Origin of the sequence: Klebsiella sp. 10982 (assembly GCF_048589245.1) — a bacterium.
In the GTDB taxonomy this organism is placed as follows: Bacteria; Pseudomonadota; Gammaproteobacteria; order Enterobacterales; family Enterobacteriaceae; genus Klebsiella; species Klebsiella quasivariicola.
The window spans coordinates 107272-132276 of record NZ_JBMAXV010000010.1 but is presented as its reverse complement, the minus strand read 5'-3'; the positions used below and the strand labels follow the sequence as shown (position 1 = coordinate 132276).

Genomic DNA, 25005 nt, shown 5'->3' with positions numbered 1-25005 from the left:
GATTGTCACGCATGACCTCGGCCAAGCGTTTATCAATGTAGTCGAAATAGGTTAATCCACCGAATTGAGGATAAGAAACGCGGGTACGTTCTACCACCGTATGGCTAACCACCTTCCCTTTCGCATTGTAGTTTGGTGTTGTATCCATGCGGGCTTCATCTTCCTGCTGGTTTTGGCTCAACATAGCATGGGCTTCTTCAAACACCAGATTTTCCACAATATCCGCACCAGCTACGTCAATGGTAATGATCTCCGCATTCCAGTACACATCAGGCGAATTACCCAAGAATAAAACATCGCTCCAGGTCCACACCCAACCCGCAGCAATAGCCTCTGCATTTTCAGAATCGCAATCATCATAATGCAGTCCTCCGCAACGGTGACGCTCCCGGTGGATCAGATTCTTGGCGTATTGTGTCTGGGAACGACGCCGACGGCGGGAAAGAGTATTAAATGGTTTGTTTCTGCGAATCATGGTTCGCTCTGCGCGTGGTCGCTGGGAGGAATCCAGCCGCGCAGTTTAGCTAATGGGAATAAGGAAATCTACTTGCTAACAAGAGGTCAAAGAGTATGGAGGGCCTGGGCAATATGTCGCATATCATTAATGTGCATGGACGAAGTTAATGTGCTCATAGGCACGAGAATAAAAATCTATCTAGATGTCGAAAACTTATTACTGTTTACTGTACCTCAAGCTCACGGGTAATAGCCTTTGGCTAGCTCTCAACCATCAAGTCATAGCAACGAACCTGCATTATATTGATTTGCACAGAGTGCGTCTTCGCACGTAAGTAGCCAATTAAACATCCAACCGAGATTTGGATCTGGGTCAGGAGTGCAAGTTATTAGTTTAGAAATCAAGCTAATCAGCATAATATGCTCGTAACTGAAGGGATATGGAGCCGCAGAAATAAATGAAGACACGGCAGTATGCGCAAAAATCAATCTTCGGTCTGGAAGCAATCTTCGAACAGTCCCGCAACAATGTTAGTGAACTTGAACAGCTGTTGAGCGAGCTGACCTTTCGCAACACTGCCAGGACGCGGACGCTAACGTCTAAAATCGAGTAATCTCAAACTATACTTAGCGACCGCAGCGTGGTCGCCATGTCGGCTTCCAGCCCATCAAAACGTCATCCTGATTCGGCGCCCATACAAACTTCTCAAGTTGTGCCCCACAATGCGCCTGCAGATGTAGAGCAACTGCAACCGAAGGTTTTACCAGTGAGGTGGATATTTTTAAACTGGGTATATCTGTAAAGGAGAACAAGTCACTGGCAGTGGCAAATTATCTGGATATAATAAGTTTACGTTTATCTTACAGCTTGAATGGCAAGACAATATGAGTTTATCTACTTTTTTATTAAAATGCCTAGGTCCTATTGGGCGTATCGTTATGCCTAAAGCAAAGCAAATTTACGCTGAGCATACGGCGGCAAATAAGCCGGATGAAGCCATCGAACTTCAATTGGATAAATTTCTAAATGAAGCCTTGGGGCGGCTGGGGGTTGTGGATGACTCGAAACCTTGGTGGTCAACTGCTATGAATGCCCTAGGTAAAGCAGCTGTTCAGCCAGAATCATTTAAACGTCCACATATACAAAAGTGGTTAACTCAGCAAGAGACGCAATACCTTCTTAAACAATTTATCAGGGATAAGCTTACTGGTAATGAATACTCACAAGAAAGCCTTAATATACTCGTTTCAAGCTACATTGAAGAATCTTTTGAGAGTAAGCAGTACGCTATTTCGATAATCACTACAGCACTTGCGGTACTCGAAGCCAGTGTATTGGGTTCCATTAAAGATAAAGGTACTGCTGCTATTGTTCAGGCTTATGGGGACAAGCAGTTGGAGTTTCTGAGCAGTCTGAGCGAAAATCTTAATAACCTGATACCTGACGACATACGGCAGATTGTCAGAATTGCACAAAATAACGCAGAAAGCATTCAGTGCGATATAGGTGGTATACAAATAGAACGTACGGCATTTCTGCAGGATATAAATAACCTCATCAAATCAGTCCAATTCATTCAAGTCCGCGGTTTACCTGGTAGTGGGAAGTCTGTACTACTAAAACAACTGGCTCAGCAGGCTCTTGATAAAGGTCCCGTACTTTTTCTCAGGGCTGAGCAGCTTGAAGGAAAAAGCTGGTTCAGTTATGCCAGTACGCAGGGGTTATCAGCACAGCCGCTATCCCAGTTGCTCTCCCAAATAGAGAAAGTTGGTACTCCCGTTATATTCATTGATGCCATTGATAGAACGGAAAAAGAGCAACAGCCTATTATTCTAGATATCATTCGTACTATCATACAGTCACCAGAGCTTGCAAATTGGCGTATTATAGCATCTCTACGTGATACTAGCGTTGATGCACTCCAGCACTGGCTTGGGGATACAGTTAATGGAATGACATTAGGAACCGTGTCCCTCAACAATCTAAGTAACGAGGAAGCTGAAACACTTGCAGCTGCTAATCCTCTGCTTAGATCATTGCTTTTTAGTTCAACACAGCTTGAAGATATTGTTAGGCGTCCCTTCTTTGCGAAAGTACTCCATCAGAATTACACCATTGATCCCCAGTCAACCTTTCAGCCTCGTTCAGAAGTAGACTTGATTGCCCAATGGTGGCAACGAGGTGGATACAATGAGACAGGTCAGTTTGCTGTAGAGCGTCAGCGCCAACTCATTGAGTTGGCAAAGCTCCAAGCTCATGCCTTAAACAAACCGATCAAAATGAATCAGCTTTCTACAATGATGCATATTGACGCAATGAAGTCTGATGGCCTTCTTGACTCTGTGCGTGACGGTATCTCTGTACGTTTTACGCATGATATCTTCTTCGAATGGGCTTTTCTCCATGTCATTGCTGAGTGTGAGGAGCGATGGGTTGATGAGATTCGGTCCTGTGGTGAGCCTCCTGCTTTAGCTCGCACGATAGAGTTGGCCTCTCAATGGGAGTACAACTATGGGGAAAACTGGGCTGCCTGGTTAGCCCTAACTCAGTCTTCCGGGTTGAGAACACAATGGTTACGAGCATGGCTGTTAGGACCTTTAGGTTTGCCTGACTTTGCCAAGCAGCAAGATCCATACACTCGAGCCATTCTTGCTGATGGTTGTCAGCTTTTCAAAAAAGCTTTAGTTTGGTTCCAGGCGACTAAAATTACGCCGAACGAGTCCATCAATACTTTCGCCTTTCCCTCTGAAACTCAACAGCAATATGCCTACCTTGTAAGCTTGCCCTCCGATTATCTTTTATGGCGGCGTTTTATTGAATTCATTCTTGCTCACATATCTATTGTCCCAAAGAGACTCTATCCAGATATTCTCGCTGTATTTGAGGTTTGGCAGAACGTGTTCTTTTGTACCGCTAATCCCATCACCCATAAACTCTTACTTCAATGTAATATATGGTTAAATGATATTGATAATATTAATTACCGTGACAATTGGCATGCAAATTCCTTTGATTGGCATGAAATACCTGAACTTGAAAAATTCAGAAAATCTTTGAGACGACTAATTTTTCTCTCATCAAAGGCTGAACCTGAGATAGTCTCAACCTATCTACTCAACTCAGGTCGGTCGAATACGCTACGCCGAGATGTTTTTGACGACGTATTAACTCTTTGCCCGATATTGGCACAATCTCACCCTAGCGAAATTGTTAATATTACATTGGCCTGTTTAAAAGAAGAATTACCCGAAGAACAACTTGCTCGAGAAGCAGCAGAAAACAAGCGGGACAGGGAGAGGCGGATTACCATTCAGGCCAAGCCCGAGTCCGAAAGGACCTCACAAGAACAGGCATATCTCAATAATTTCAGCTTATTCACAACTGTCGGTGTTTCCCATTATGATTGGGATAGATTGTGTTTGGATGATGGTTTTCGTAATTTCTATCCACCTACACCGCGAAGAGAGCCTTTCCAGTCATTGTTCCAGCACTCACCTAATGAGGCATTAGCTCTAGTCAGAGAGCTTTGCAATCATGCGACAATGGCATGGAGACAAATGCATACATGCTCCCGAGATACACAAGGTACGCCTATCCCGCTTGAGCTTACATTTTGTTGGGGTCATCAGAAATTCTGGGGAAACGCTCGTGAGTTCCAGTGGTTCAGAGCAGCCCGAGCTTCTCATGTAATTGGCTGTGCTTTAATGGCACTCGAACAGTGGTGTTATGAAGAACTAATGCGTGCTCGCCCACTCGATGACCTGCTTGAACAAGTTGTTATCGGCCATGATAACATTGCTATCCTGGGCGTCGCCGCAATGCTAACACTACATACTAAGACAGTTTCCCCTGCTACATTGCCGCTGCTAACATCACAACGAGTGCTAAGTGCTGATCAACAGCGAATGCACCAAGACTTAATTTCTTGTTCGGGCATGTTTTCTTCCGACGGTCAGACCGATCCCTCACTTATTGGGACTACATCTACCGCATCTATACAGCCAGAACGGCAACAAACTTTGACAAGCCTTATTTCATCACATTTCATTAAGGGTGATGAATATAGCGATATTCTTAAAAAGAACATTCTCAGCTTTACTGATAATCTACCTTTTGAGTACGAAGAGTTGCGTGATCGGCCTGAGTGTATTTCTAGATTGAGGACTGAAGCCTTAAAGTATGCTGAATTGGTAGACTGGAATAACTACAATTTTCATGAAGTTGAGAATAGGCCAGACCTGATAGCGGTTTCTCATACCAGTTCTTTTTCATCCACCCCGGAAAGTATTGCCAAAAGAGAAACTGCTTCGAAGTTTATTAACGCAACTCGACTTTTAACATGGTGTTTGAAATGCCTTGAAAAAAAAGCATTGCTAGACACATTCTCAATACCAGAGGCTATTGCTGTTGGAAGACAAATCGACACCTCTGATGTTATGATCTATTCTGCAGATGAATCAGAAGAAACTCACTTAGCTATTTATCGAGGTGCACTTTCAGCAATTGCGGCCGTTATATTAACTTTTCGTCAAGAAACCACACCTTCGAGTATTCGTTGGGCGCGAGATATTTTAATGCGCGTGCTAAAACGAAAAGAAATAAAAGATAAGTTCTGGACCCCCGATGCCATTACCATAGACCACCCAGCGATATTTGCTGCGCAAGGACTTGCAGCCGAACTCCGTGAGAATGCTCATCAATATGAAATCGCTCGCAGCTTATTAATTCTGATAACTCATCCACTTAAAGCCGTTGCATTAGCAGCACTCAAAGAAGCCTGCGATTTATGGAACACAGCGCCAAAACTCACATGGGTGGCACTGGTTTTGGCATTTTCTCGCAATTGCGCATCTATTCATTCATTACAAGACACGCGTAAGAAAGGAGATATAAACTTGCCGTCGCCTGAGGCTGAGATTGAAATAAATGCACTCCTTGAATTCTATGAAGGGAGTAGCGAGTGGCCGAAACTCCCACTAATTCCAGCGCCATGGGTAAAACGTAATAATTTAAACATTCAGAATCATAACAAAGATAATCCAACCGAGAGTGACGAAGAAAAGAATGCCTCTGACATTATCTGGCTAGCTGCAGATGCTGCGAAAGCATTCAGTCTTGTTCCTGTTGAAAGCATTATGGCAAGTGAAAGAAAAGAAGATTTTTTAATTTTTCTTGAGAGTGCGTTAAACTGGACCGTTCAAGAGTATGAGGCTAACGGTGAACAATCCAAAGGTGGAAATTATTCGCTACATGACACCTTTGAATGGTCACAATCGCTAGGTACAACACTTAGCTTGGTTGCTGGCTTAATTCCATTTAGCTCTTTTAATACACGTTTTCTCATACCTATTTTAGAAATTGAAGATAGTCATTGTCTGGAACTTTTGTATCCGTTAGTAAATGGTTATGTCTGTCACTATGTATACGACGCACTAACAATACCATCTGACACAGTTATCATACTTAATATCTGTTTAGACCGATTCCTTAAACTTCCGGAGTTTGACTCAAATTCTTTCCTCAAAGGTAAGCTGAATAATTTTCAGTATCAGGGGCTAATTGATGCCTTGATGTTTGTTTCTGTTGAGAAGGCAGAGAAATCAGCTCGTTATGCGAATGGTGATTGGTCCGAACTTCCACTAATCTTACCAGTTATTGATCACTTTATTAGGGCAGTTGGTGGGTTGATTCCAATCATGGAAAGATTTTTAACACTTTGTGAACGTGCAAAAGTAACTTATCCCGCGGATATATTTGCCGATCAAATCATATCGGTTTTAAATCAGGGCCCAGATTCCCTCCAAGGATGGCACAGCACTCTACTTCTAGAACGTATTGCTGCGTTAGTTGAGTATTTTGCACATCGAAATACGCCAATGTCAGTCGATTTGGCACAGAAACTCTTGAGGATTCTTGATGTACTTGTAGATATGGGGGATAGACGGAGCTCTTTGTTACAATTAAATGAGTCGTTTCGAGATATCCGTTTATAGGGCACTTCCACGGATTTAACAAATACCTCAGAGCCCCCAAAAGGGGGCTATCTAGTTGTAATTATCCCTTATAAACGTGCCATCCACAGTTAGAGCCCCCTCTTGCATCCCTCAGTTGAACTCACAGCCCAAAGCGGAATTTAAAACCTGTCTTTCTTTCCGATCCTTGCCAAGAGCAGACGTTGCTAACATCAACCGGCCTCTATCTATTGGGAGCAAGACCCCCTTTATTGCGTAGCCAGTTTACTGAAGGTGCTGCTTCAACCAAATACGAGTGCCTTCAATGTCATACGCTTTTTCCCCAAATCCCTTCGCAAGCAGGAACTCAGGTAAATACTCGTCATATTTATCCAGGTACTTTTCTGGAACATCTGCGGCAAGATCAAATGCTGAGGGTAAGTCTGACAACAGCATTTCTTTAAGCGTGTGCTGAACAGTTGCTAAACTTGCATCATCAATCTCTATAACACCTGCGAATGAATTGGCTTTAAAACCACAGCGTATGAGCAAAGCTGTAATCGTATTCACAACTTTATCCCCCATCCAGGGAATTACGTAACAGCGTTGCCCACTCGAAATAAAATACTCATTTTGCAGGTTATAACGCTGAAAGTTACTACAACCTTCCGCAAATAGGTTTCTGGCGGCAGTATCGGCATAATCTACTTTCTTGCTACCTATTGCTATGCGGTAATCACCTTCCCTATAGATAGCGAGCATTTCCTGACGAACGGCATCATGAACAGACATACCTCCCCCACTAAATTGTGGTGGCTGACCGCCTTTGGTTGCCTCGACATAGATAACTTTTTTCTCTGTCTCGATCTCTGTCACTTTCCAGCGCCGCCCACCGAAGATGATGTGTTGGTCTGGTAGTAGTGGGGAGTCCACAGGCACTGTTCCAAGGGTTCTGTTTCCGGTGACAATGCGGAACTCTTCTGGTGTATTGAACACGGCATAAAAAGTGTAATGGTTAGTCAGTTTCTCCCCCTCTGCCCCAACAACCATTTCGCCGCTAGCAAGTTGAGTGAGTAGGCCACATGCTCCCATATGTTTAAGCAGGCTTTTGAAATCGTTTAAATCTACATTTCTAAATGGTCCTGTCTGGCATAGTTGCGGCCAGAGCTGGTCGGCACGAACTCCGCCCCATTGTGCCGTAATAGCAAGAATCTGGTGCAACAGCGTGGAATAATGCATCTGTCGAGCATCTGCTGGTTCAAACCATTGTTTAGAGATCATCAATCTGATCATTGCCATCGACTGGACCAACTGCAGTCGTAGGTGGTCAACGATACTGCTAGTTACAGTAAGCTCATTTTCTGTAATTAGCATTCTTAGAACTGATGGAGAGTTGCGTCGCCCAGAACGTCCCATACGCTGACGTAGACTGGAAACAGAATGCGGAGGCGTAACTTGTATAACCGACTTAACCTTACCTATATCAATTCCCAACTCGAGCGTCATTGTACAAACAGCTGTTGTGGGCAAATTTCCTTTCTGAAGACGAGATTCAAGCGCCTCACGTAATTCCTTGGCAAGGGAACCATGGTGGGGAAAGAATTCATTCGGAACAATTTGTTCCTCACACATGTCGTTCAGCGTTGCCGCAATGCTTTCAGTGCGCTTTCGACTGTTTGCAAAGACCAGATGAGAATCGCCACGGCAAAGTCTAAAAATATCAGCGCAAACGTCACGTTCAGCTGAACTCTGAAGTTCTTCCTCTTTTTGGATCACTCGCTCCAGGTACCCTTTGACCTGTACCTGAAGAGTGTCCGTGCTATTACTATCTGTAACAGTTACGCAGGGGAGTCGTTTGTCCGGGCGCAACAGTTCTGGCACTTTCTCCAGTTCCCCCAGCGTGGCACTCAACGCAACACGGGGAATTGGATTTACCTGACGTCCTAGCACATGGTCAATTCTATTGAGCAGAGAAAGCAGTTGTACACCACGCTCTGAGCCAATAAAAGCATGAAACTCATCAATAACGATGTATGTGACTGAAGAAAACGCCTGTTTGAGCCAGCCCATTGAATTTATTAGCAAAGACTCAAGTGACTCAGGTGTAATCAGTAAAATGCCAGCAGGATTCGTCCGAGCCTTCTTCTTTTTGCTTTGTGGTACATCCCCGTGCCAGGGAGTCACTGGCATTTCCAATGCATCTCCAAGGCTCTCAAGACGACGGTACTGATCGTTAATCAATGCCTTCAACGGACTGATATAGACGATGCCAAATCCATTCGTGAGATCTGCAACTGCCGAACAGGCAGGAAGAAAGAAAGCTTCTGTTTTACCCGCTGCTGTACCTGCACTGATTAACACGTCTCGATCACGGGCTAAAATTGCCGGGATAGAACTCTCCTGCAAGGGCCTTAATGTAGACCACCCCTGCTTGTAAACCCACTTACGGACGCGGGGATCGAGGCTATCGTAGGCACTGCTCATAGTTTGAAGTTCGCCAGTCCGTCATCGTCATCGCTTTCCTCCGTATTGCCGTCATCCATATCGCTGGGCCTGTCCTCTTCAATCGCCACACCCTCGATTAGTGTTTGCCAGTTCATCGTTCTGTTTTGTTCCAGCACGGCCAGCATGTCCAGGAAACCTTTTATGGTATTACGGGGGGTACGGAAGTAAGCGTCTCCAATGGTTTTACTGCAGTGATGCAGGAATCCAGTCAGTGCCTCATCTGGTACCAGATAATTCTCTGGATCTCCACCTGCATAAACATGACGAAGGTTTCTCAGCAAAATATACAGTTCCTCAGGGGTGAGGCTGGCAAGATGCAAAGTGGGGGATGAGTAGTCAATCACTCCTGCTTTTTGCGCGAACCGGTTTTCCGCCAGACGCGACTGGAGCGCCTCATAGCTGTAAAGACCTTTACGCGGATCGAAAAGAAACTCTGGCGTACCCCCGAGGATAAAACCAATGTTCTCGGCTGAGCCTTGCAGGCAATCATTCAGGATCCGCAAAATCTGTTCGTAGTTCGCTGTTCTTGCTTGCGTATTATTCAGCTTAAAGAGGTTCACCATTTCGTCGAGGCTGACCAAAATACCGGCATAGCCTGCCTGGCGGACAAAAAGGCTCATCAACTTCAAAGAATCATAGAATGAAGCGTCTGAGATAATAGTCCGAACGTCGAGATCGTTACGGGCATCAGTTTTGGTGGTGTACTCTCCCCGCAACCAGCGAATAGCATTGGATTTTAGCGTTTCGTTATCCTGTTCATGCCCGCGCCAGAATGCATCAATGACCTTCGCAAAGTCATATCCGCCCACCATATCTGACAGAGCTGCCAGGCGTTTATGAATGACTGATGAAACCTCGGAGCCATCCGCGTCAGCTTCCTTTCTTGCCTCAGTAACAAACCTTTCAACAACGCTAAGTAACGCATTACCATCCGGCTTGTTTCTGGTGGACATGTTTTTCATGAGCTCTGAGTAGAGATTACGAGCCTGACCTCCCGATGAGTGGATACGTCTGTCAGGAGAAAGGTCAGCACTGACTGACACCAGCTTTTTCTCTAGCGCAATAGAGCACACAACACTTAGAAAGAACGTTTTACCAGAACCGTACTCACCGATGATAAGTCTGAAGCTTGCACCACCGTCAGCAATCCTCTCAATATCCTGATGGAGAGCGGTTATCTCATTCACGCGGCCAACCTGGATATGCTGAATGCCTATCCTTGGCGTTACACCTGACTTAAGTGACTGAATAATAGCGTCACGTTCTTTCACTCTTATACGTGTTACAGACATTCACTATCCCTCTAATTCTTTGGCAATTTCCAGGTCAACCCAGATATCATCATCGGCATCGTCCAGTACTGGAGCATCAACCACCGCATAGGACCAGTCATTGATCACCTCAAGCGCACCGCCGAGCATCAAATTCAAATTTCCGCACAATTCTGTCGCCTCTTTTCGGGACCACTGTTCTTTCTCCAGCAAACTGCGATAAAGCTGGCTATGTGCGGAGTCAAGCACCCCCGCCTCCGTTAATGAGGCTGGAGCGCTTTCTGGCTCTTCCGGTTCTTCTTCGGTGAAAATTGTGTTCAGCAATTTACGAACATCATCCGTGGCAGATTCGTGGCGGGCAAGTACATTAGCATCCAGTGTGAACCCTGCTGCTGTCTGATCAGTTGGTACAGACGAGACGAGATCGTGTTCACTTGCGGAATGCTGATGGATATTGCTCAAGACAGATGAGGGATCCAGCCCCAAACTTGAATAAATCTTCTCAAGCTGTTTGATTTCGGCAGGCGCTATTGCCCCATCCGAACAGGCAACACTAACGATAACCTTACCCACAGCAGCTTTTTCCGCGGCCCCCATCAACTCAATCCTGCTTTTCATTCCTGTCATATTGGCTGGGGTATGAAGTTGCCACGTTAAATACGCATGTAGAGAGCGTTTTTCATCATCGGTGAAGCCAGGATTGTTGTTGATGGCATTCTCAAGCACTTTCTGTTCAGCTTGATCAAGATAATCGTCAATCAAGGCGACCATCGCCCCTAATCTGAGCGTCATTACGGCTGAGATAAATTCTGGAGAAGGTGAGAAGCGTCCACCTTCGGCGGCAGGAAATAGAACAAGTGTCCCATCAACATCCGCCTTCACATGATGATAATACGGGTCAGGTGCCAGACCGTAACCCATCTTCAGAGCAAAGGCCTGCATCAAATCGGCCTCTTTTTTATTGATCTTATTGGGGCAACTGGTATTCATATGTGCCCAAAAGTCAGCAACTGAGACTAACCCTTCCTTGACGAGGATCGCCTCATCAGCCCAGCGTTTGAATGAGCTTAATATTTTTTCTGCGCTTTCATTAACGATCTCTGAAGGAAGCAACATAATTGCAGCCGTATCATTGACTGACGTACCTTTCCTACCAAGGTAGCGACTGTAAGCATCAAGTTCATCTGTACATATGTCGGCAAGAGCCATAATTTTCTGGACAGGGCTCTTCAACGCACTTGGATCAGGCAGGTCGGGAACAGGAAGTCGAACACCTCGCAAACTAGGACTTGCTGGTGTGTAATCTAACCTTAGGCGCGTTTTATTCGCCTTAACGACCATCCCTTCACCATATTTGAGGGTGTAACGCCGTTTGAAAAGCGCAGCAAACTCTTTAGCACAGCGGCGAGCCGGGGTACGCAGCGAATACTCGGTGTGGTTTATTACCCAGTTCAACGCCAGTTCAGTTGATACAGGAACTCCTTCATGTACAGTTTTTGCCAGAGCCAGCTTAAATTGCATGCTGTTGCTGAAACCTGAATTGCTATCGAGCTCCGTGGCTAAGCCCATGTTCGGGCGCAGAATAGACATGGCTTCGAGTAATTGGGTCGAATATGCACGGAAGGAGCGGTTCTCAATGAATACCGATCTTAACCGAGCGACTTCATTGAACAGATTACGGAACTCAGCATCAGGGAATTTTGGGTCAGTGGAATCTACGAGCGCTTTTCTTTCCAGGCCGTAGAGGTAGATAAAAACATAGCCGATAGGACACGATGGATCAGACCTATCGCTGGCAAGCCAACTGACATACGCACCGCGTGCTTCTGGGGAAAGAGAGGAGAAACTGGGCCAGTATCCTAATGAACTGTCCTCGTAAAGATAAGAAGTAGGTTTTATCTTACAAGTGTCATCAATTAATGATGCCTCACTTCCATCGTCATAATAGCCGCCTGATTCCTGACCGGAGGGCTTCATACGTTGCCCCACGTAAATGTGGCCACCGCTAATTGCTACACCAGCTACAGTTATCATCTCACCCGGAAGTACCCATCGAGCTAGTGCACCTGCTGACTTCGAGGTGTTCCGGTAATGATTGGTTGTCACCCGAAGTTCAACGCCCCGGCCACCGCTCAATGTAAAAGTTGCAAGGTTATCGTCTTCACTATCATCGTTTCGCACAACCGCCTCTTTTTTCTTGATGTCAGCGATCCATTCTTTTGGTGGTGCTTTCACGGGGCTTGAAGCATAAGACTTTGGAGATTTACGTTTTTTCTTTCTAAAAAACAACAAGTAAATTACTAAAACCGCCGCCAGAAACTTCAATAACTCCATGATATATAACCTTAAAATCATTCCTCACGCACACTCACAAGCAGCAATGAAGGTTGGGCAAGTGGATTAATCTCAAAATAATACGTCTAAATCGCTAGGGTTCAAACCAAAATGCAATCCAAATTAATTCATTGATTAAGCATGCTTTTCAAGCAGAAATTTTGAAGGCATGCGATTGCTTGTGGGTCATTCGAATCAGAATGAAGTTGAATTGGTTCTGCATAAACATACGTGTAGCTGTTACATGGATGCGGAACTGGCGGTAATTATCCTTATCTATTTGCTGTCAGAACTGACTCTGCTAACGGGAAATGAGCTCACTGATAGCGAACCGTGCAGAATGCATTTCATACTCTACTGACACGAACAAACCACACAGTAAGTTCCTGTATAAAATTCCTGCGCTGGTGAGGTTCAACTTCTTGAGCACGGATTTCCTCCTCTTCCTTTTGTCTTTGATTGGTTAGCAGCGTCGGATCTTTCTGCAAAAATTCTCGGTAGGCTGATTCGGCAATGAGGGCATCGGGCTAGTTTCTCTTCTCTCTTCGCTACATTGGGGCAATCCCAACAGCAATGCCCCTTTTAGCCTCTTCACGTTTACTACGAGCATCTGCCAAAGTCACGTCGGGATAAACCCCAAGAGCAAGCAGCTTCTCCTTGCCTACAACACGATACTTAAGCCGCCAATAATCAAAAGGTAAAGTCCCCCACCATCAGAGAGTTTGTAAGGTTCATCTTTTGGCTTTGCGGTATCAACCTGACGGGCGTTAAGTTTCATTGGGGGTATATCCATAAGACCGAATAGCACATACCCCAAATGTACCCCCATATGCATGTATATTTTTGGGGGTGTCAGTAGACGTCAGAATACAAGCGAGAGCTGGAAGATGCTGATTATAATGGTTTTCAGTGAACTGGAGTAGACTTTGAGAGATACTTGATTGGTGCGATAATAGGAGTAGAACCTACGACCTTCGCCTTACGAAAGCAAGCCAACTCCAAAATGAGTACAAGACTGAGTATTCTTAAGACTAATTTTTAAATAAAACATAAATATCAATAAAATATAATTAAAATCACGGTTCAACGTCTAATCCCGCTGGCTGGCGTTTTCGCCGCCACCGCGCAATAAAAAATCCACGCTCAGCGTGGATTTTTTTGCCCAGGCGCCAGGCGGCACGCTACTCCACGATATGGGTCTCTTCTGCCGCCTCGTAGCCATCAATGATCTGCACAATCTTCTTTAACTCACTCTCAATAAAAGCCGGGGTGGCACTTTCGCCAGAGGCCGGATGATGAAGCTCCACCGAGACCCCGCTGGCGGCATTGGTCAGTGACAGACTGATCTCCTGCTGGCCCATCGAGGACGACGGTCGCCCGATATGCTGCACGATGGTCGCCGCCGCCGCGCGCGTATCAACTTCTGCGAGATGCGACCATCTCAGCTCAACGTGCCCCTGTTGCCCTGCCTTTATTACCTGCAGCGTATAGCCGCTTCTTGCCGTTGCCATGTCTTTTCCTCCGGTTTCGTTGCCCGGGCGTCACATTGTCAACCCGGTTTTATCAGCAAAGTTCGTTCACTTGCGCCTTGCCGTTAATGACTCTTTTCCACATAGGTCTGCATGTTTTCTTTGGTCACTAACTCAAACGGGATCCAGACATGAGACTCGACCTTTTCTCCTTTAATCAGCTTCAGCGCTACCGCTAAGGCCGTTTTGCCCTGACCGACTGCGTCCTGGAAGACCGTCACCTGAATCTTGTCGCTGGCCAGGGCTTTCAGGCCGTCCGGGGTGGCATCGATCCCACCGATCAACAGCTTTTTCTGGCTCTTCTCGAGCGCCATCGCCGCGCCAATCGCCATTTCGTCGTTGTTCGCCGCCACAATATCAATCGCTTCCCCGTTGCCTGTCCAGTTCTGCATCAGATCCATTCCCTCGCTGCGGGAATAGTTGGCCGGCTGTTTCTGCACCACTTTCATTGCCGGATACTTGGCAACCACCTGCTCCACGTCTTTGGTGCGCTGCAGGGCGCCGGCATCGGTGAGGTTGCCGATCATGATGGCGACATTGCCTTTGTAGTTTGCCAGCTTCGCCAGCGCCTCCATCTGCAATGTGCCGGATTCTCGCTCATCCGAACCGACAAACACCACGCCCGGCGGAAGTGTTTTATCCCCCGGCGTCCGGTTCACATACACCAGCGGCATCCTGGCCTGCTGCGCCATCTTCGTTAGCTGCGGGGTGCTGGCGGAATCCACCGGGTCAACGATGATCGCGTCCACACCGGAGGCGATGAAGCTCTGCACCTGATCGGCCTGACGTCCGGTGTCGCCGCGGGCATCTTCAAACTGCACGTCGACGTGGCGGGCGTTGGCCTCTTTCTCAATGGACTGGCGGATAATGGTGAGAAAGTTTTGATCGAAGTAAGCCATTGAGACGCCGATCTTCTCCGCCAGCGCCGAGGCGGAACTGGCCAGTAACCCTGCTAACAGGATGATTTTACAGTGCTTCATAACACGCCCTCAGGGTTCGAAATGAAATTTTCAATATAAATACAAATGGTATATTTAAATCATTTTCAGACTACGAAGGGCGTTCTGAACATGCAATGATGATGTAAAGAAAATGTTGCCATGCGCACACTTTATTTTGCCGTCTGACTCACCGAGGACTCACCGGTTGGGGGGAGCGCAGCGGGCGTCGACTGCTTGCGCTTCAACAGGGCATACTCCACTAACAGCTGTTGCAGATGCAGCTCCGCGAGGCTTCCGCGGGCGGCAGGCCAGGGTTCATCAGCGGGAAGCGCGGCCAGCTGGCGCAGCTGCTCCTCCAGCGGAACGGCGCGGTTGAACGACTGCATAATGGCAAATACTGCGGTCTTCAGTTCGCTCACCGTCAGGTATTTCCCCTTCTGCTCGTCAAGGGCATTGAGCCGGTCGGCGAGCCGCTGCAGCTGCTGCATACCCTCCGACCAGCCGGTAAGGTTTTCCGCGGGCAACGCAGCAGCACTCAACTGCTGCCGCCACTGCTGTGCCAGCGGTTGCGCCTGATCCGGCCAGCGGCTCAGGGCATGGCGGACCAGCTGGTCGCCGTAGCTGACCGCCCAGTCCGGCGTCAGGTGGGCAAGCTCGTCCAGCAGGTCCTGCATCTGACGAACATCGCCCGGCCGCTGGAGAAGCGCTGCCGGCAGGCCCGGTATCGGCCCGGCCTTTTGCGTCAGAGAAGGCGGTGGCGGAGCGGCTTGACGCAGCGCCAGCCATCCGCCGACGGCGATGCCCGCCACCGCCAGCATGGTGACCATCCCGCCGATAAACGGCTTCCAGCGCGTTGCTGGTGAAGGCGGAGCCAGCGGCTCAGCCTGTGGTCTTAGTTTTAGGTCTGCCGCTGGCTCAGCCTTCGCTGCATCCTCTTCGCTGGCCAGAGAAACAGAGTGTTCCAGGCTGGACGCCACCATCGGCGGTACGGCGGGAAGCGCTGGCGCAGAGTCAAGGCTATCGAAGCGAGTTGCCGCGCTGTGCAGCAATGCACGCAGTTCACTCAGCTGGTTTTCAGGAGCAATCTCAAGGCGCAGCAGGACCGCTTCGAAAGTTTGCAACAAACGTTCAGCCTGACCAAGCGACTCAAGATCGTCCGGGGTCAGGCTCAGGGTGCGGATCACCTGCCGCAGCCGCTTACTCAGAGTACGAAGGATCTCTGTGCGGGCGGGGACCGCTTGCGGCCACAGGTTTTTCCCCTGGTGGGCCAGCAGCGTTTCCATGAGCGACAGGCCCTCGTTGATCCCTGCCAGCCCGCCCAGCCGGGCGCGAGCCAGCGTATACCAGGCGACGGTCTGCAGATCTGCGCCGTGATGCTCGAGCAACGCGCGGGCAAGCTGCTCGGCATATGACCAGTTAATATCCGGCCGCGCCGGGTGGCTAAGCTTGTTCATTTCCGCACGCAGGGCAATAAAATCAGCCAGCGTGCGCGGGTCGCCACCGGTTTTATAGTGGCGGTCGTTGTATGTTGTCATCATGATGTCTTTCAGCGAGAGATTAGAGGGCGGAGCGGGCGTCAAGATACTGCTGACGTTTAAGGTGGCGGATCAACACCCTGCCTTCGGGCATAAACGCCGTTCCATAGCGCACCAGACCGATTCCTTTCAGCTCCGCATCAATGGCATAGCGCAACTCGCCGGGTGCATGCTGATCGAGCATCACTACCGCGATCCGCAGCAGGCGCGGTTCGTATTTGAGCAACACCGCCGACAACGTGCTCATCAGCTGGTGCGCCGATGACGGCATGCCCTGAAGGATAGCGGTCATATCCGGCAAGCCGTAGTCTGGCAGATGCGCCAGCGTTCCGGCCCGACAGTTAAGGATGCGCTGCATGTTATCGAGCACCGACAGGATGACCTGATCCGTTTCGCTGACAGTATTCAGGTCAAGCCCGCCGGCGAAATTACCGTACAGGATGTCATACAGGGAGGGACGAGGCATTTTCACTTCTCCTTAAGCGGGTGCAGCGTCAGTTGATTTTGGCTGGCTTCGATAATGCGCGGCCTCGCCGGGTCAAGATCGTCCCGGGTGAGTACCAGCCGCCAGCTGTTTTGCGTCAGGTCTGGATCGATAAACATGGCCGCCACCGCCACAAACTGCGCGCGGGTTTCCATGGGCATATCGACGGTCACCGATTCGCCCGGACGCAGGCGAACATCTTTTTCCGCCACCCGATCCGCCTGCAGCGCCAGGCCATCGCCGGCAAACAGCGACGGGTAGTCAGTATTGTCAAACGCCTGCCGATCCTTCAGCTGGTAAATACGCACCACCGTCGCCAGGGAGGCGCCCTTGGCGTTGTTATTCACCCCTTCCCGGGCGCGAAGATCCAGATGAAGCGTTTTCACCTGGGGGTAAAAAATGGACTGGGTCACGGAAACGGCGCCGTCTTTCACGGTCTGCGTCAGGCCGCAGCCGGTTAAGAGGGTGGCCATGAGGAATGCCAGCAACGTGGCAGAGGGTTTAACTGCGGTAATCGCCATCTTCATCGCTCTCCTTGCGGTGAATATTTTCCTGGACACATTGATAGCGCCCCAGATAAATCGTGATCTTGTCTTCAGCCTGTTTCCGCGCATCCAGCGGACGCAGCACAGCGGTACGGCCGAGCTGGACAGCATGCGCCTGCTGGCAGCAAAGTTGCGCATCCGGCAGTAAATGGCGGGCGATGCAAAGCTGCAGCCGCACGTCGAGATGAGATCCAAGCCAGACGTGCAGGAGTGCCATCAGGTCGCTGAGCAGTTCGCCGCCGGGCAGCCAGCCGCGGACCTCGTCAGGCAGGTCGGTCGCCAGCTGCAGCAACACCTGGCCGTTCACATCTGTGGCGTGGGTTCCCATCACTGGCCGATGTTGCAGGCTAACCGGCTGGCGGATGCTCATCGTTAACGGCTGCGATAAGGGGATCCGGCAGGGATCGTGGTGGTACACCGTCGCTCGGGTCCCCGGGGCCAGGAGCGCCACCAGCGCCGCCATGCCTTCCCCGGATCGCCCCGGCAGCATCATCACCGGCAGCAGCGCCAGAAAGCGCGACAGCGGCGCTGCGGCAACGGCGGCACATCCTGGTATGCCCAGCCCCGCCAGGCCCAGTAGATACTGCGAGGTGTTGTCCGTGCCACCCGCCCGAAAGGTCGCCGGGTAGGAGTATTTGCGCCAGATACGGTAATACTGGGCGATCAGACGATGGTTAAAGATATCGAGAAAATCCTCGGTCGCCTCGACGCCTTCCCGCCGTTGCGCAATGTCATCGCTATAGTGGGTCGGCAGCGGGGATTCCACGCCGTAGAGTCCCATAAAAGCAACGCGCACCGTCGGCAGCCGGGACGGTTCAGGATCGTCCATTCCTCGAATTTCGCCGGCCGGGAAACCCATCCCCGGATGCGGGCGAAAGCGTATGGGCTCATCACCCAACTGCCAGTCGCTGCCGATGACCGGCGCCTTCGGCTGGATCTCCTCCAGCAGCTGGCAGAAGCGGTAAAAATTCATGTATGGCAACTGAGGCCGGAGCTGATCCATCAGCCGGGCAGCCGCAGACTGTGATTCTCTTTCCACCGGATACATTTTCCTTCAGGTTGAACAATGAGCGTTAGCTGGTTGAACTGATTCATATCGGCATACAGCGCGAAAAAGCGGTTGAGCATGTCGCCAAACAGATGGACATCCCCCATGCCGGTAAATCCACTGCCGTCGAGCGTCACTTCGATATCCAGCCCGCGCAGCAGGAATCCCTGTTCGAAACGCTGGATTCGGTGATGGCTGACCGCCAGAATAGCGTCCAGACGGCGGTTATTGAGCTCATCCTCCCGCCAGTTGTAGAGCGACAGCGTACCGCGCAGCACCTCGGCGCTGCTCATCATATTGAGAAAACGAGTGCCCAGATGGCTCATGACCCGCCAGTGGTAGCGGTCTTCCGCCGGGGGATATACCGGCAATGTGGGCTTACAGAGATTGCGCACGGTAAGCGGCGTGGCTGATATCGACTCACAGCGATCCAGCAGCGTGCTCTGTAGCGCCCGGCGCGGCAGCTGGCCGTTAGTGCCGGTGATGCGCAAGGAGACCGTTTCCCGCGCCAGCGCCCGGTCAGCCTCCCATTGCTGTCCGCCGAGGATAAGCCAGGTATCGTGCATGCCGGTTACGCCCCGTTTTACGCGGGTGTGGTAGTAGCGCTCCGGCGCATGGCGACGCATCATTCCCCCCTGGTGACGAAAGCGGGTGAAAGGCACATAGCGTGCCTCCCCGGTGCGCCCGGAGCCGGTCACGCTGTCAACAGAATAGATTTCGGTATGCCCGTCCTGCAGGCGCTTCGGACGCAGGAGGTATTCGCTCTCCAGCCCGCTGATGGTCAACGGATCGGCCTCAAGGGTAAACAGGTTAATCACCGGCACACAGTGCAGGCGCAGGCTGCTTGCGCTGACGGGTAAATCACTTTGCCAGACCTCGCTGAACACCACCTCAAGCGTGAAATGCGATATCCCCGCCGGCAGGGTGATGTTTTCCAGGCCATTTAGCTGCACGAACATAAATTTTTCGCGAAAGGTGAAATACTCGAGCAGCAGCTGATAGCCGCTGAAAGCACTCTCCCCCTTCGGCCATAAACGATCCTCCTCGCTGAATCCCCCCGGGGAAAAATAGCCATCGAGGCTTACCCGCTCTGTCTGACCCGGCAGACGCAGGTACAGCGCGGCCTGGCGTCGGGTCAGCCAAAGATGGAGGGCGCTGCCGGTAACAGCGTCTTCCCCCAGGTACAGCGCCAGGTGGCGGAGATCGGTCTGCGACCAGTCAGCCAGCTCGCTACAGGCGAATCGTAGTCGCAGGGCCGAACGTCCGTCCGGCTCCGCCGTCATCACCGCCTCCTCTATCGCCAGCGGGTTAAGCGTCAGATCGCGGGTGGTTCGGTACCGGCACACGGTATTTTTCGGCCCCAGTGGGCGGGAGCTAATCTCAAACCCGGCGGGCACCGTTTCCGCCATCTTCATCGCCGGCAGCGTTGGGGTCAGCGCTACGATCGATAGCGATGGAATAGTGCGCAAATAGTGCGGCCACAGCATGCTGACCAGCCCCTCGGTCAGCTCCGGCAGATCATCATCAATTTTTTCGCGCAAGCGACCTACGGAAAAGGCAAAGCCTTCAAACAGGCGCTCAACGTAAGGGTCCGGCGTACCGGCTTTATCGAGATCCAGCATCGCCGCCCGATCGGGGTGAGCCTGCGCGAACGCTTTTGCCGCCTCGCGCAGGTAGCGCATTTCAGCATCAAAATATCGCAGGGTTAAATCGTCCATTATGAATATTCCCTTATTCGTCTACAGGGAGACACGCAGCATGGCTGCGCGGTCAGATTAGTTGGCCGTCGGGCGGCCATGAGCGAAGGAGGCCTGGCGTTGCAGGTCAACGCCAATCAGTGAGGGAGAAGGTTCAGTATCCCTCTTCGCCGGGTATATCGTCGGTCAGCGGAACACGTTCAGCAGACGCGCGCACGCTGAATATCGTCTCCGGTAGCGTAAAGTTTCGCAGCGCCAGCAGCGCCAGCGGTCCTTCCCCCGCCTCGGTACGCAGCGTGTAGTTCAGCAACAGACCATCCGGCGCTTTCCAGCTCAGGCTCCAGCTGCTGCTCGTTCCGGGATAAGCGCTGACCACCGCCTTATCCAGCAGACGGATCCACCCCCAGGCGCCCGGGAAATCGCCATACTGGCGGGTGCCCGCCCGGGTACTGATCCAGCTCAGACTGGCGCCCGGCGCTTCGGTGTCAGCGGGCCAGCTGAACCGCCGCCAGACCGGCATCTGGTTCATATAGACAAGTTTCTGATTGTCGATGACCAGCTCCGTCTGCATCACGCCGTCCGCCGTGCCGGGGCGAAGCGCAAAATGCAATCCCGCTTCGCCGTTGGCGAACGCGACGTCGGAGAGATGGCTCAGGGTATTCATCGCCTGCAGAAAGGCCGGGTTAAACGTCAGCCCCTGAGCATTGATACTGTCCGCCATCCAGCGGCTCCCCTCTTTATGCAGCACGCCGTTCAGCCGGGTCTGCAGAAAGCGGGCGATGCGCCCGGTCTCGCTGTCGAGGTATTTTGCCAGCAGCGGCAGAGAGACTTCACTGCTGGTATTTTTAAAGGGGTAGCGACCGCCAAAAGCGCTATTCCAGTCCTCCACCACCGCGCTGCGCCACTGGGCGTTGAGACTTTCCGCCGCCGGGGTCAGCACCTGCTGCCAGGCCTGTTCCATCGGGCGAACAAACAGCGTTTGCCCAAATCCACTCCACTCCTGGCCCAGCCCCGCCGCCACCAGGCTGCCGTAGTCGCGCGTTTCGGTTAAATCCACGGCCTTGCCCTGGAATACCGTCTGCGCAAGCAGGCGCGTCATCGCCTGCGGATCGGTGGCGTTGGTGACCTGCTGCAGGCGCAGACGCACCTGGGTGACGCGGGTCAGGAAGGTCTGCAGGCTAAGACGGCTGGTGGGTGTCCCGCCGTCGCGATTGTCCAGCAGCGCCAGTACGGGCCCGAAGGTGGCATCCAGAGGACCGCGCGAGCCGGACTGCTGATCGATGACGGGTGGGTTGTCACGGTTGAACAGCTGCCTGGCCGATTTGACCAGCGAATCGGCGATGGCTTCCCCGGTCTGGCCGGTTCGCCCCTGCACGCTCAGGGTGTTCATCAGCGCCACCAGCGGCGACTGGCGCACATCGGCCATCAGGGTCAGCTGGTCGATAGCATCGGAGAGGGTCGCCGCGCGCTGCCAGCGCAGACTGTTGAGGAAATCCAGCCAGGAGCCGCTGAAATCAGCGAAATAACGCTCCGCCAGCCTGGCTCGCAGAGCTTCCGGCGACGTCGACTGCGCGGCAGTCTGCTTCGTATCGCTCAACACCCAGTCCATTTCATCGCGGCGTTCCGCGACCACTTTCTCAATGGCCGGCTGCACGGCCTGCTCCCAGGCCTGACGGGTAAACATGCCCGGCACCACCTCATCAGTGCTGAACAGACGCGAAGCATCGGTGTCGGCAGTCATATCCGCCAGGCGCATATCGGCATACTGATTCGCCACCTGCGCGAGCATCTTCTGGTAAAGCGTGGACTCACTGTTGCGCTGGCCCATCTGTCGAATTAACCGTGTGCGCACCTGGCTGACCAGACCATCATCGACAGGCAGACGCCACTGCGGATGCGACACCAGACTGGCGGCATAAAATGCCAGCAGCGAAGGGCCGCTGCCCTGCCAGACGGCGTCGGCGATGCCTGAGCGCTGCGACCAGTCCTGCATTAGCGTGGTGGCGAACCACGCGGCGTCCATTTTTTCCGGGCGGGTCAACATCAGATATTGTTTCAGTTGTCCGTAAGCGGTCTTCGTCATCTTCTCACGCAGTGGGCTGTCCGGCGGCAGGTGCACGAAGGCGGTGAGCTGCTCTTCCAGATGATGCGCCGCCGCATCGCGCAGCAGCGGCTGCGCCCTCTCTCCGTAGCGCGGGAACAGCGCCGCCAGCAGGTCATCGTTCTGACTGAGGCCAGCGCGGAGGTACCACGGCGCTCCGTGCTGCGAGCGGTATTCCAGTTGAGAAAGCGTTTTCTGTAACGCGGAGAGCGCATGCAGGCGTACGGCCAGCGGCTGTTTTCCCGCCGAGGCCTGCTGCACCTGCTCCTGTGCGATCGCCACCAGGTGGCGGTTGGCGATAAAAGAGACTGTCATTGAGGCGGCCCAGAGTAACATCAGGGCGGCGGCGGCCACGCTCATCCCACGCATCCAGTTGACTCCCTGTTTGCGCGGACGTAGACCTGCGGGTAATTCCGTCATCCTGTCCGGCAGAATATCCCAGCGGTTATCCCGGCCCCAGTGATGGCTGATACTGCGGCCGGCCTCCGCCGACGGCGCGCTGAACACCACTCCGGCCAGCGGCTGCGGGCGGTAAGGATTAAGCAATACCGATAACGGCTCCGTCACCGTTTCCGGTTTACGGGTCAACTGATCGGCCAGCGCGAGTAAAAAATTGTGCTGTGGCTGACCGCATATCTGCTGGATGCCCTGCTCTATCAGTAACGACGCCAGGGCAGTGAACTGTTCGGCAACTATTTGCGGCGTACAACCTGCAGGTAACAGGCAGCCTACAGGCTGAGTGATACGTCCATTTTTTTCGTTGCCCCCCTCATACAGCGACCAGACGTATAGGGGTAGTTTCCAGCCAAGAGCTTCGTAGCGTAGCTTTAGAGAGTGAGACACACTGTCCATTTCATCTGGCGTGAGCCTGGGCTTCGTTCTGTTCATCGTTGTCAAAACGCCGTCAAAGCCCGATGTTACCCACACCATACCATCAGCCGGGCGATAACGCAGTTTACGCAGCGCTGTGAACCAGGCGTTATCTACCGCTGCCCCAGGGTCTCCACCCCACAGCAATAATGTACCCTGATCTTCCTGCCAGAGTTCCTGCGTGAGCTTTGGGGTCAGTTGTTCTACGTCTCTGACTGAGCCAATTATCAGCAGAATACGGACTTTGCGGGACCAGGCGCGTCCATACTGATAGCGTAGAGTCTGGCGAATTTCCCCCACCGTAATATGATGGGGAGGTGTCAGCGCCACGCGCCCTTCTTCGCCGGGTAAGACGCTGGCCTGCTGCGACTGCCGGCGATATAAACTCTCCTTCACACGGCGGGACATTGCAGGAAGGTAAAAAACAAATACCAACGCCAGACAGACCAGGACAAACACCAGTACCTGCTCGCCCCGCGTATTGATATTCAGCATGCCGCCATAGCGGGTGATCCCCCACCATATTGCAGCCATCCCGGCCAACGTAAGCCCGGCCAGGCCAAACCGGCCCAGGCCATTACCCGGTATATTCATCTTCACTCCCTGGGGTGATGGTACTGATAAAATGTTCCTGTTCGCTGGAAAATAACGCCAGCAGGGGCTGTTTACGGAGGCTGACCAGATCGGCTGCCAGCGCGATCAGGAGCCAGGGCGCTGCGGGTCCCGGAATACCGCACCATTTTTCCAGCAGCGCGATATCTTCAGCTTTCCATGGGGTATGCATTTTGCCGCCCTGCGTGATAAGCGCGGCGCTTCTTTCCGTCCATTTTTTTGCGTCCCCGATAACGGAGGGCGTATGGCAGGCGACAGTCTGGGTTTCCAGAAACAGGGTGATATCGTCTTCAAAGTTCGTCATATCTAAGGGCATAGGACGTAACAGCCGTGATGAGTGCGGCAGATGGTATTTTTGCGCCACATCATCGCTGGTCAGCAGCAGCACGGCCAGCCCGTCGGAGTATGCTGTACCACCGTTGAGCTGGATGACCAGGAGTAAATTGACCGTCAGTACAGGCTGCTTCAGGCGCTCCTCCACTTCCGACAGTGAGAATGAGCCGGTAACGGTAATATCATCAGGCACGGCACGACCAGGAATGTGTTCTTTCCAGAGATTACTGAAACTGCTGGTCAGCTCAGGCGAGGGATTATCCGTGATCAGGGTGACATACAGCGGTAGCTCTTCCGGCAGGCACTGCACGCGCTCTTCTATACTGGTCAGCAGCGCATGCATCGCACTCAACTGCACGGGCTCTTCTACCGGAAGGTAATTAATCCTGCGGGTAAGTCCGTATTGCTGAGGCCGCTCACTCCCCCAATGCGCCGCAGAAATATGATCCGGCAACAGCACTGCACTGCCCAGAACGGCCAGCCAGCGCCCGGCCCAGTCTTCCCACCTCTGCTGTCCGTATTCCGCCTCTTTCAGCAAGAACTGATGCGCTTTCAGATCCCTGTCCCACAGGTAGCAACGCAGGCAAAAAATCAGCAACCAGCATCCTGCAGGCATCAGGGATACCCACCAGATATTTATCACTGAGATAATTTTTACGGTGCCGGAGGCATGGAGGATAAAGAGCAGGACACCGATAATCGCCATCAGTACACCGGCAAACAGCCATCGGGTCAGTGAAGGAGCCGATGGCTGCTCCATGGTCAATGCTTTTGTTCGTACCCAGCCCATTT

The 25005-nt window shown here is 51.7% G+C and carries 15 protein-coding genes and 1 pseudogene; 2 read left to right on the top strand and 14 right to left on the bottom strand.

What is annotated here, in order from left to right; all coding sequences use genetic code 11:
* On the bottom strand, positions 1-475 hold a 475-nt coding region (locus ACKLKD_RS11260), incomplete at its 3' end, for a hypothetical protein (RefSeq protein WP_420061970.1).
* Between the two features lie 439 nt (positions 476-914).
* On the opposite strand from ACKLKD_RS11260, the gene ACKLKD_RS11255 reads away from it, so the two are divergent.
* Together ACKLKD_RS11255 and ACKLKD_RS11250 are read left to right on the top strand one after the other, a co-directional pair.
* Positions 915-1070 (top strand): hypothetical protein, encoded by a 156-nt coding sequence (locus tag ACKLKD_RS11255; protein ID WP_223862110.1) that lies wholly within the window; start codon positions 915-917, stop codon positions 1068-1070.
* A 271-nt stretch (positions 1071-1341) separates the two neighbouring features.
* Positions 1342-6450, top strand: coding sequence for an AAA family ATPase (locus ACKLKD_RS11250; protein ID WP_080924336.1), 5109 nt, complete (start codon positions 1342-1344; stop codon positions 6448-6450).
* Between the two features lie 243 nt (positions 6451-6693).
* Here the strand turns inward: ACKLKD_RS11250 and ACKLKD_RS11245 are convergent, their stop codons facing one another.
* The 13 genes and pseudogenes from ACKLKD_RS11245 to ACKLKD_RS11185 form a co-directional block, all read right to left on the bottom strand.
* On the bottom strand, positions 6694-8892 hold the full coding sequence (locus ACKLKD_RS11245; RefSeq protein ID WP_080924337.1) for a DEAD/DEAH box helicase: 2199 nt from the start codon (positions 8890-8892) through the stop codon (positions 6694-6696).
* The gene (locus ACKLKD_RS11240) at positions 8889-10205 is read right to left on the bottom strand and encodes an ATP-binding protein (protein ID WP_080924338.1); all 1317 of its coding nucleotides are present in this window, start codon (positions 10203-10205) and stop codon (positions 8889-8891) included. The genes ACKLKD_RS11245 and ACKLKD_RS11240 overlap by 4 nt, the downstream gene beginning before the upstream one ends.
* Before the next feature lie 3 nt (positions 10206-10208).
* Positions 10209-12518 (bottom strand): TerB N-terminal domain-containing protein, encoded by a 2310-nt coding sequence (locus ACKLKD_RS11235; protein ID WP_080924339.1) that lies wholly within the window; start codon positions 12516-12518, stop codon positions 10209-10211.
* A 522-nt stretch (positions 12519-13040) separates the two neighbouring features.
* Positions 13041-13296, bottom strand: a pseudogene (locus tag ACKLKD_RS11230) (Arm DNA-binding domain-containing protein); the annotation flags it as partial.
* Between the two features lie 403 nt (positions 13297-13699).
* Positions 13700-14029: a DUF1869 domain-containing protein gene (locus ACKLKD_RS11225; RefSeq protein WP_042929229.1), complete on the bottom strand. Its 330-nt coding sequence runs from the start codon at positions 14027-14029 to the stop codon at positions 13700-13702.
* 83 nt (positions 14030-14112) lie between these two features.
* Positions 14113-15027, bottom strand: coding sequence for a sugar ABC transporter substrate-binding protein (locus ACKLKD_RS11220; protein ID WP_025711988.1), 915 nt, complete (start codon positions 15025-15027; stop codon positions 14113-14115).
* A gap of 131 nt (positions 15028-15158) precedes the next feature.
* A complete protein-coding gene (locus ACKLKD_RS11215) occupies positions 15159-16526 on the bottom strand; it encodes a VasL domain-containing protein (protein WP_025711987.1) in 1368 nt (455 codons plus the stop codon).
* 19 nt (positions 16527-16545) lie between these two features.
* Positions 16546-16989, bottom strand: coding sequence for a type VI secretion system baseplate subunit TssE (gene tssE / locus ACKLKD_RS11210; protein ID WP_087804713.1), 444 nt, complete (start codon positions 16987-16989; stop codon positions 16546-16548).
* A 2-nt stretch (positions 16990-16991) separates the two neighbouring features.
* Positions 16992-17528: a type VI secretion system lipoprotein TssJ gene (gene tssJ, locus ACKLKD_RS11205; protein ID WP_077254010.1), complete on the bottom strand. Its 537-nt coding sequence runs from the start codon at positions 17526-17528 to the stop codon at positions 16992-16994.
* Positions 17509-18525 (bottom strand): type VI secretion system baseplate subunit TssG, encoded by a 1017-nt coding sequence (gene tssG / locus ACKLKD_RS11200; RefSeq protein WP_025711984.1) that lies wholly within the window; start codon positions 18523-18525, stop codon positions 17509-17511. The genes tssJ and tssG overlap by 20 nt, the downstream gene beginning before the upstream one ends.
* Before the next feature lie 29 nt (positions 18526-18554).
* On the bottom strand, positions 18555-20318 hold the full coding sequence (tssF, locus tag ACKLKD_RS11195; RefSeq protein ID WP_087804711.1) for a type VI secretion system baseplate subunit TssF: 1764 nt from the start codon (positions 20316-20318) through the stop codon (positions 18555-18557).
* Between the two features lie 133 nt (positions 20319-20451).
* Positions 20452-23862, bottom strand: a complete 3411-nt coding sequence (locus ACKLKD_RS11190; protein WP_087804709.1) for an ImcF-related family protein — start codon at positions 23860-23862, stop codon at positions 20452-20454.
* Positions 23846-25003, bottom strand: a complete 1158-nt coding sequence (locus ACKLKD_RS11185; RefSeq protein ID WP_087804707.1) for a type VI secretion protein — start codon at positions 25001-25003, stop codon at positions 23846-23848. The genes ACKLKD_RS11190 and ACKLKD_RS11185 overlap by 17 nt, the downstream gene beginning before the upstream one ends.
* Positions 25004-25005: the final 2 nt, after the last annotated feature.

Excerpts from the sequence above, each read along its gene's own strand:
- ACKLKD_RS11190 (WP_087804709.1), bottom strand. The coding sequence starts at position 23,862 with ATGAATATACCGGGTAATGGCCTGGGCCGGTTTGGCCTGGCCGGGCTT.
- ACKLKD_RS11185 (WP_087804707.1), bottom strand. The coding sequence starts at position 25,003 with ATGGGCTGGGTACGAACAAAAGCATTGACCATGGAGCAGCCATCGGCT.
- ACKLKD_RS11235 (WP_080924339.1), bottom strand. The coding sequence starts at position 12,518 with ATGGAGTTATTGAAGTTTCTGGCGGCGGTTTTAGTAATTTACTTGTTG.
- tssG (WP_025711984.1), bottom strand. The coding sequence starts at position 18,525 with ATGAATTTTTACCGCTTCTGCCAGCTGCTGGAGGAGATCCAGCCGAAG.
- tssE (WP_087804713.1), bottom strand. The coding sequence starts at position 16,989 with ATGCCTCGTCCCTCCCTGTATGACATCCTGTACGGTAATTTCGCCGGC.
- ACKLKD_RS11220 (WP_025711988.1), bottom strand. The coding sequence starts at position 15,027 with ATGAAGCACTGTAAAATCATCCTGTTAGCAGGGTTACTGGCCAGTTCC.
- ACKLKD_RS11225 (WP_042929229.1), bottom strand. The coding sequence starts at position 14,029 with ATGGCAACGGCAAGAAGCGGCTATACGCTGCAGGTAATAAAGGCAGGG.
- tssJ (WP_077254010.1), bottom strand. The coding sequence starts at position 17,528 with ATGGCGATTACCGCAGTTAAACCCTCTGCCACGTTGCTGGCATTCCTC.
- ACKLKD_RS11250 (WP_080924336.1), top strand. The coding sequence starts at position 1,342 with ATGAGTTTATCTACTTTTTTATTAAAATGCCTAGGTCCTATTGGGCGT.
- tssF (WP_087804711.1), bottom strand. The coding sequence starts at position 20,318 with ATGGACGATTTAACCCTGCGATATTTTGATGCTGAAATGCGCTACCTG.
- ACKLKD_RS11215 (WP_025711987.1), bottom strand. The coding sequence starts at position 16,526 with ATGATGACAACATACAACGACCGCCACTATAAAACCGGTGGCGACCCG.
- ACKLKD_RS11255 (WP_223862110.1), top strand. The coding sequence starts at position 915 with ATGAAGACACGGCAGTATGCGCAAAAATCAATCTTCGGTCTGGAAGCA.
- ACKLKD_RS11240 (WP_080924338.1), bottom strand. The coding sequence starts at position 10,205 with ATGTCTGTAACACGTATAAGAGTGAAAGAACGTGACGCTATTATTCAG.
- ACKLKD_RS11245 (WP_080924337.1), bottom strand. The coding sequence starts at position 8,892 with ATGAGCAGTGCCTACGATAGCCTCGATCCCCGCGTCCGTAAGTGGGTT.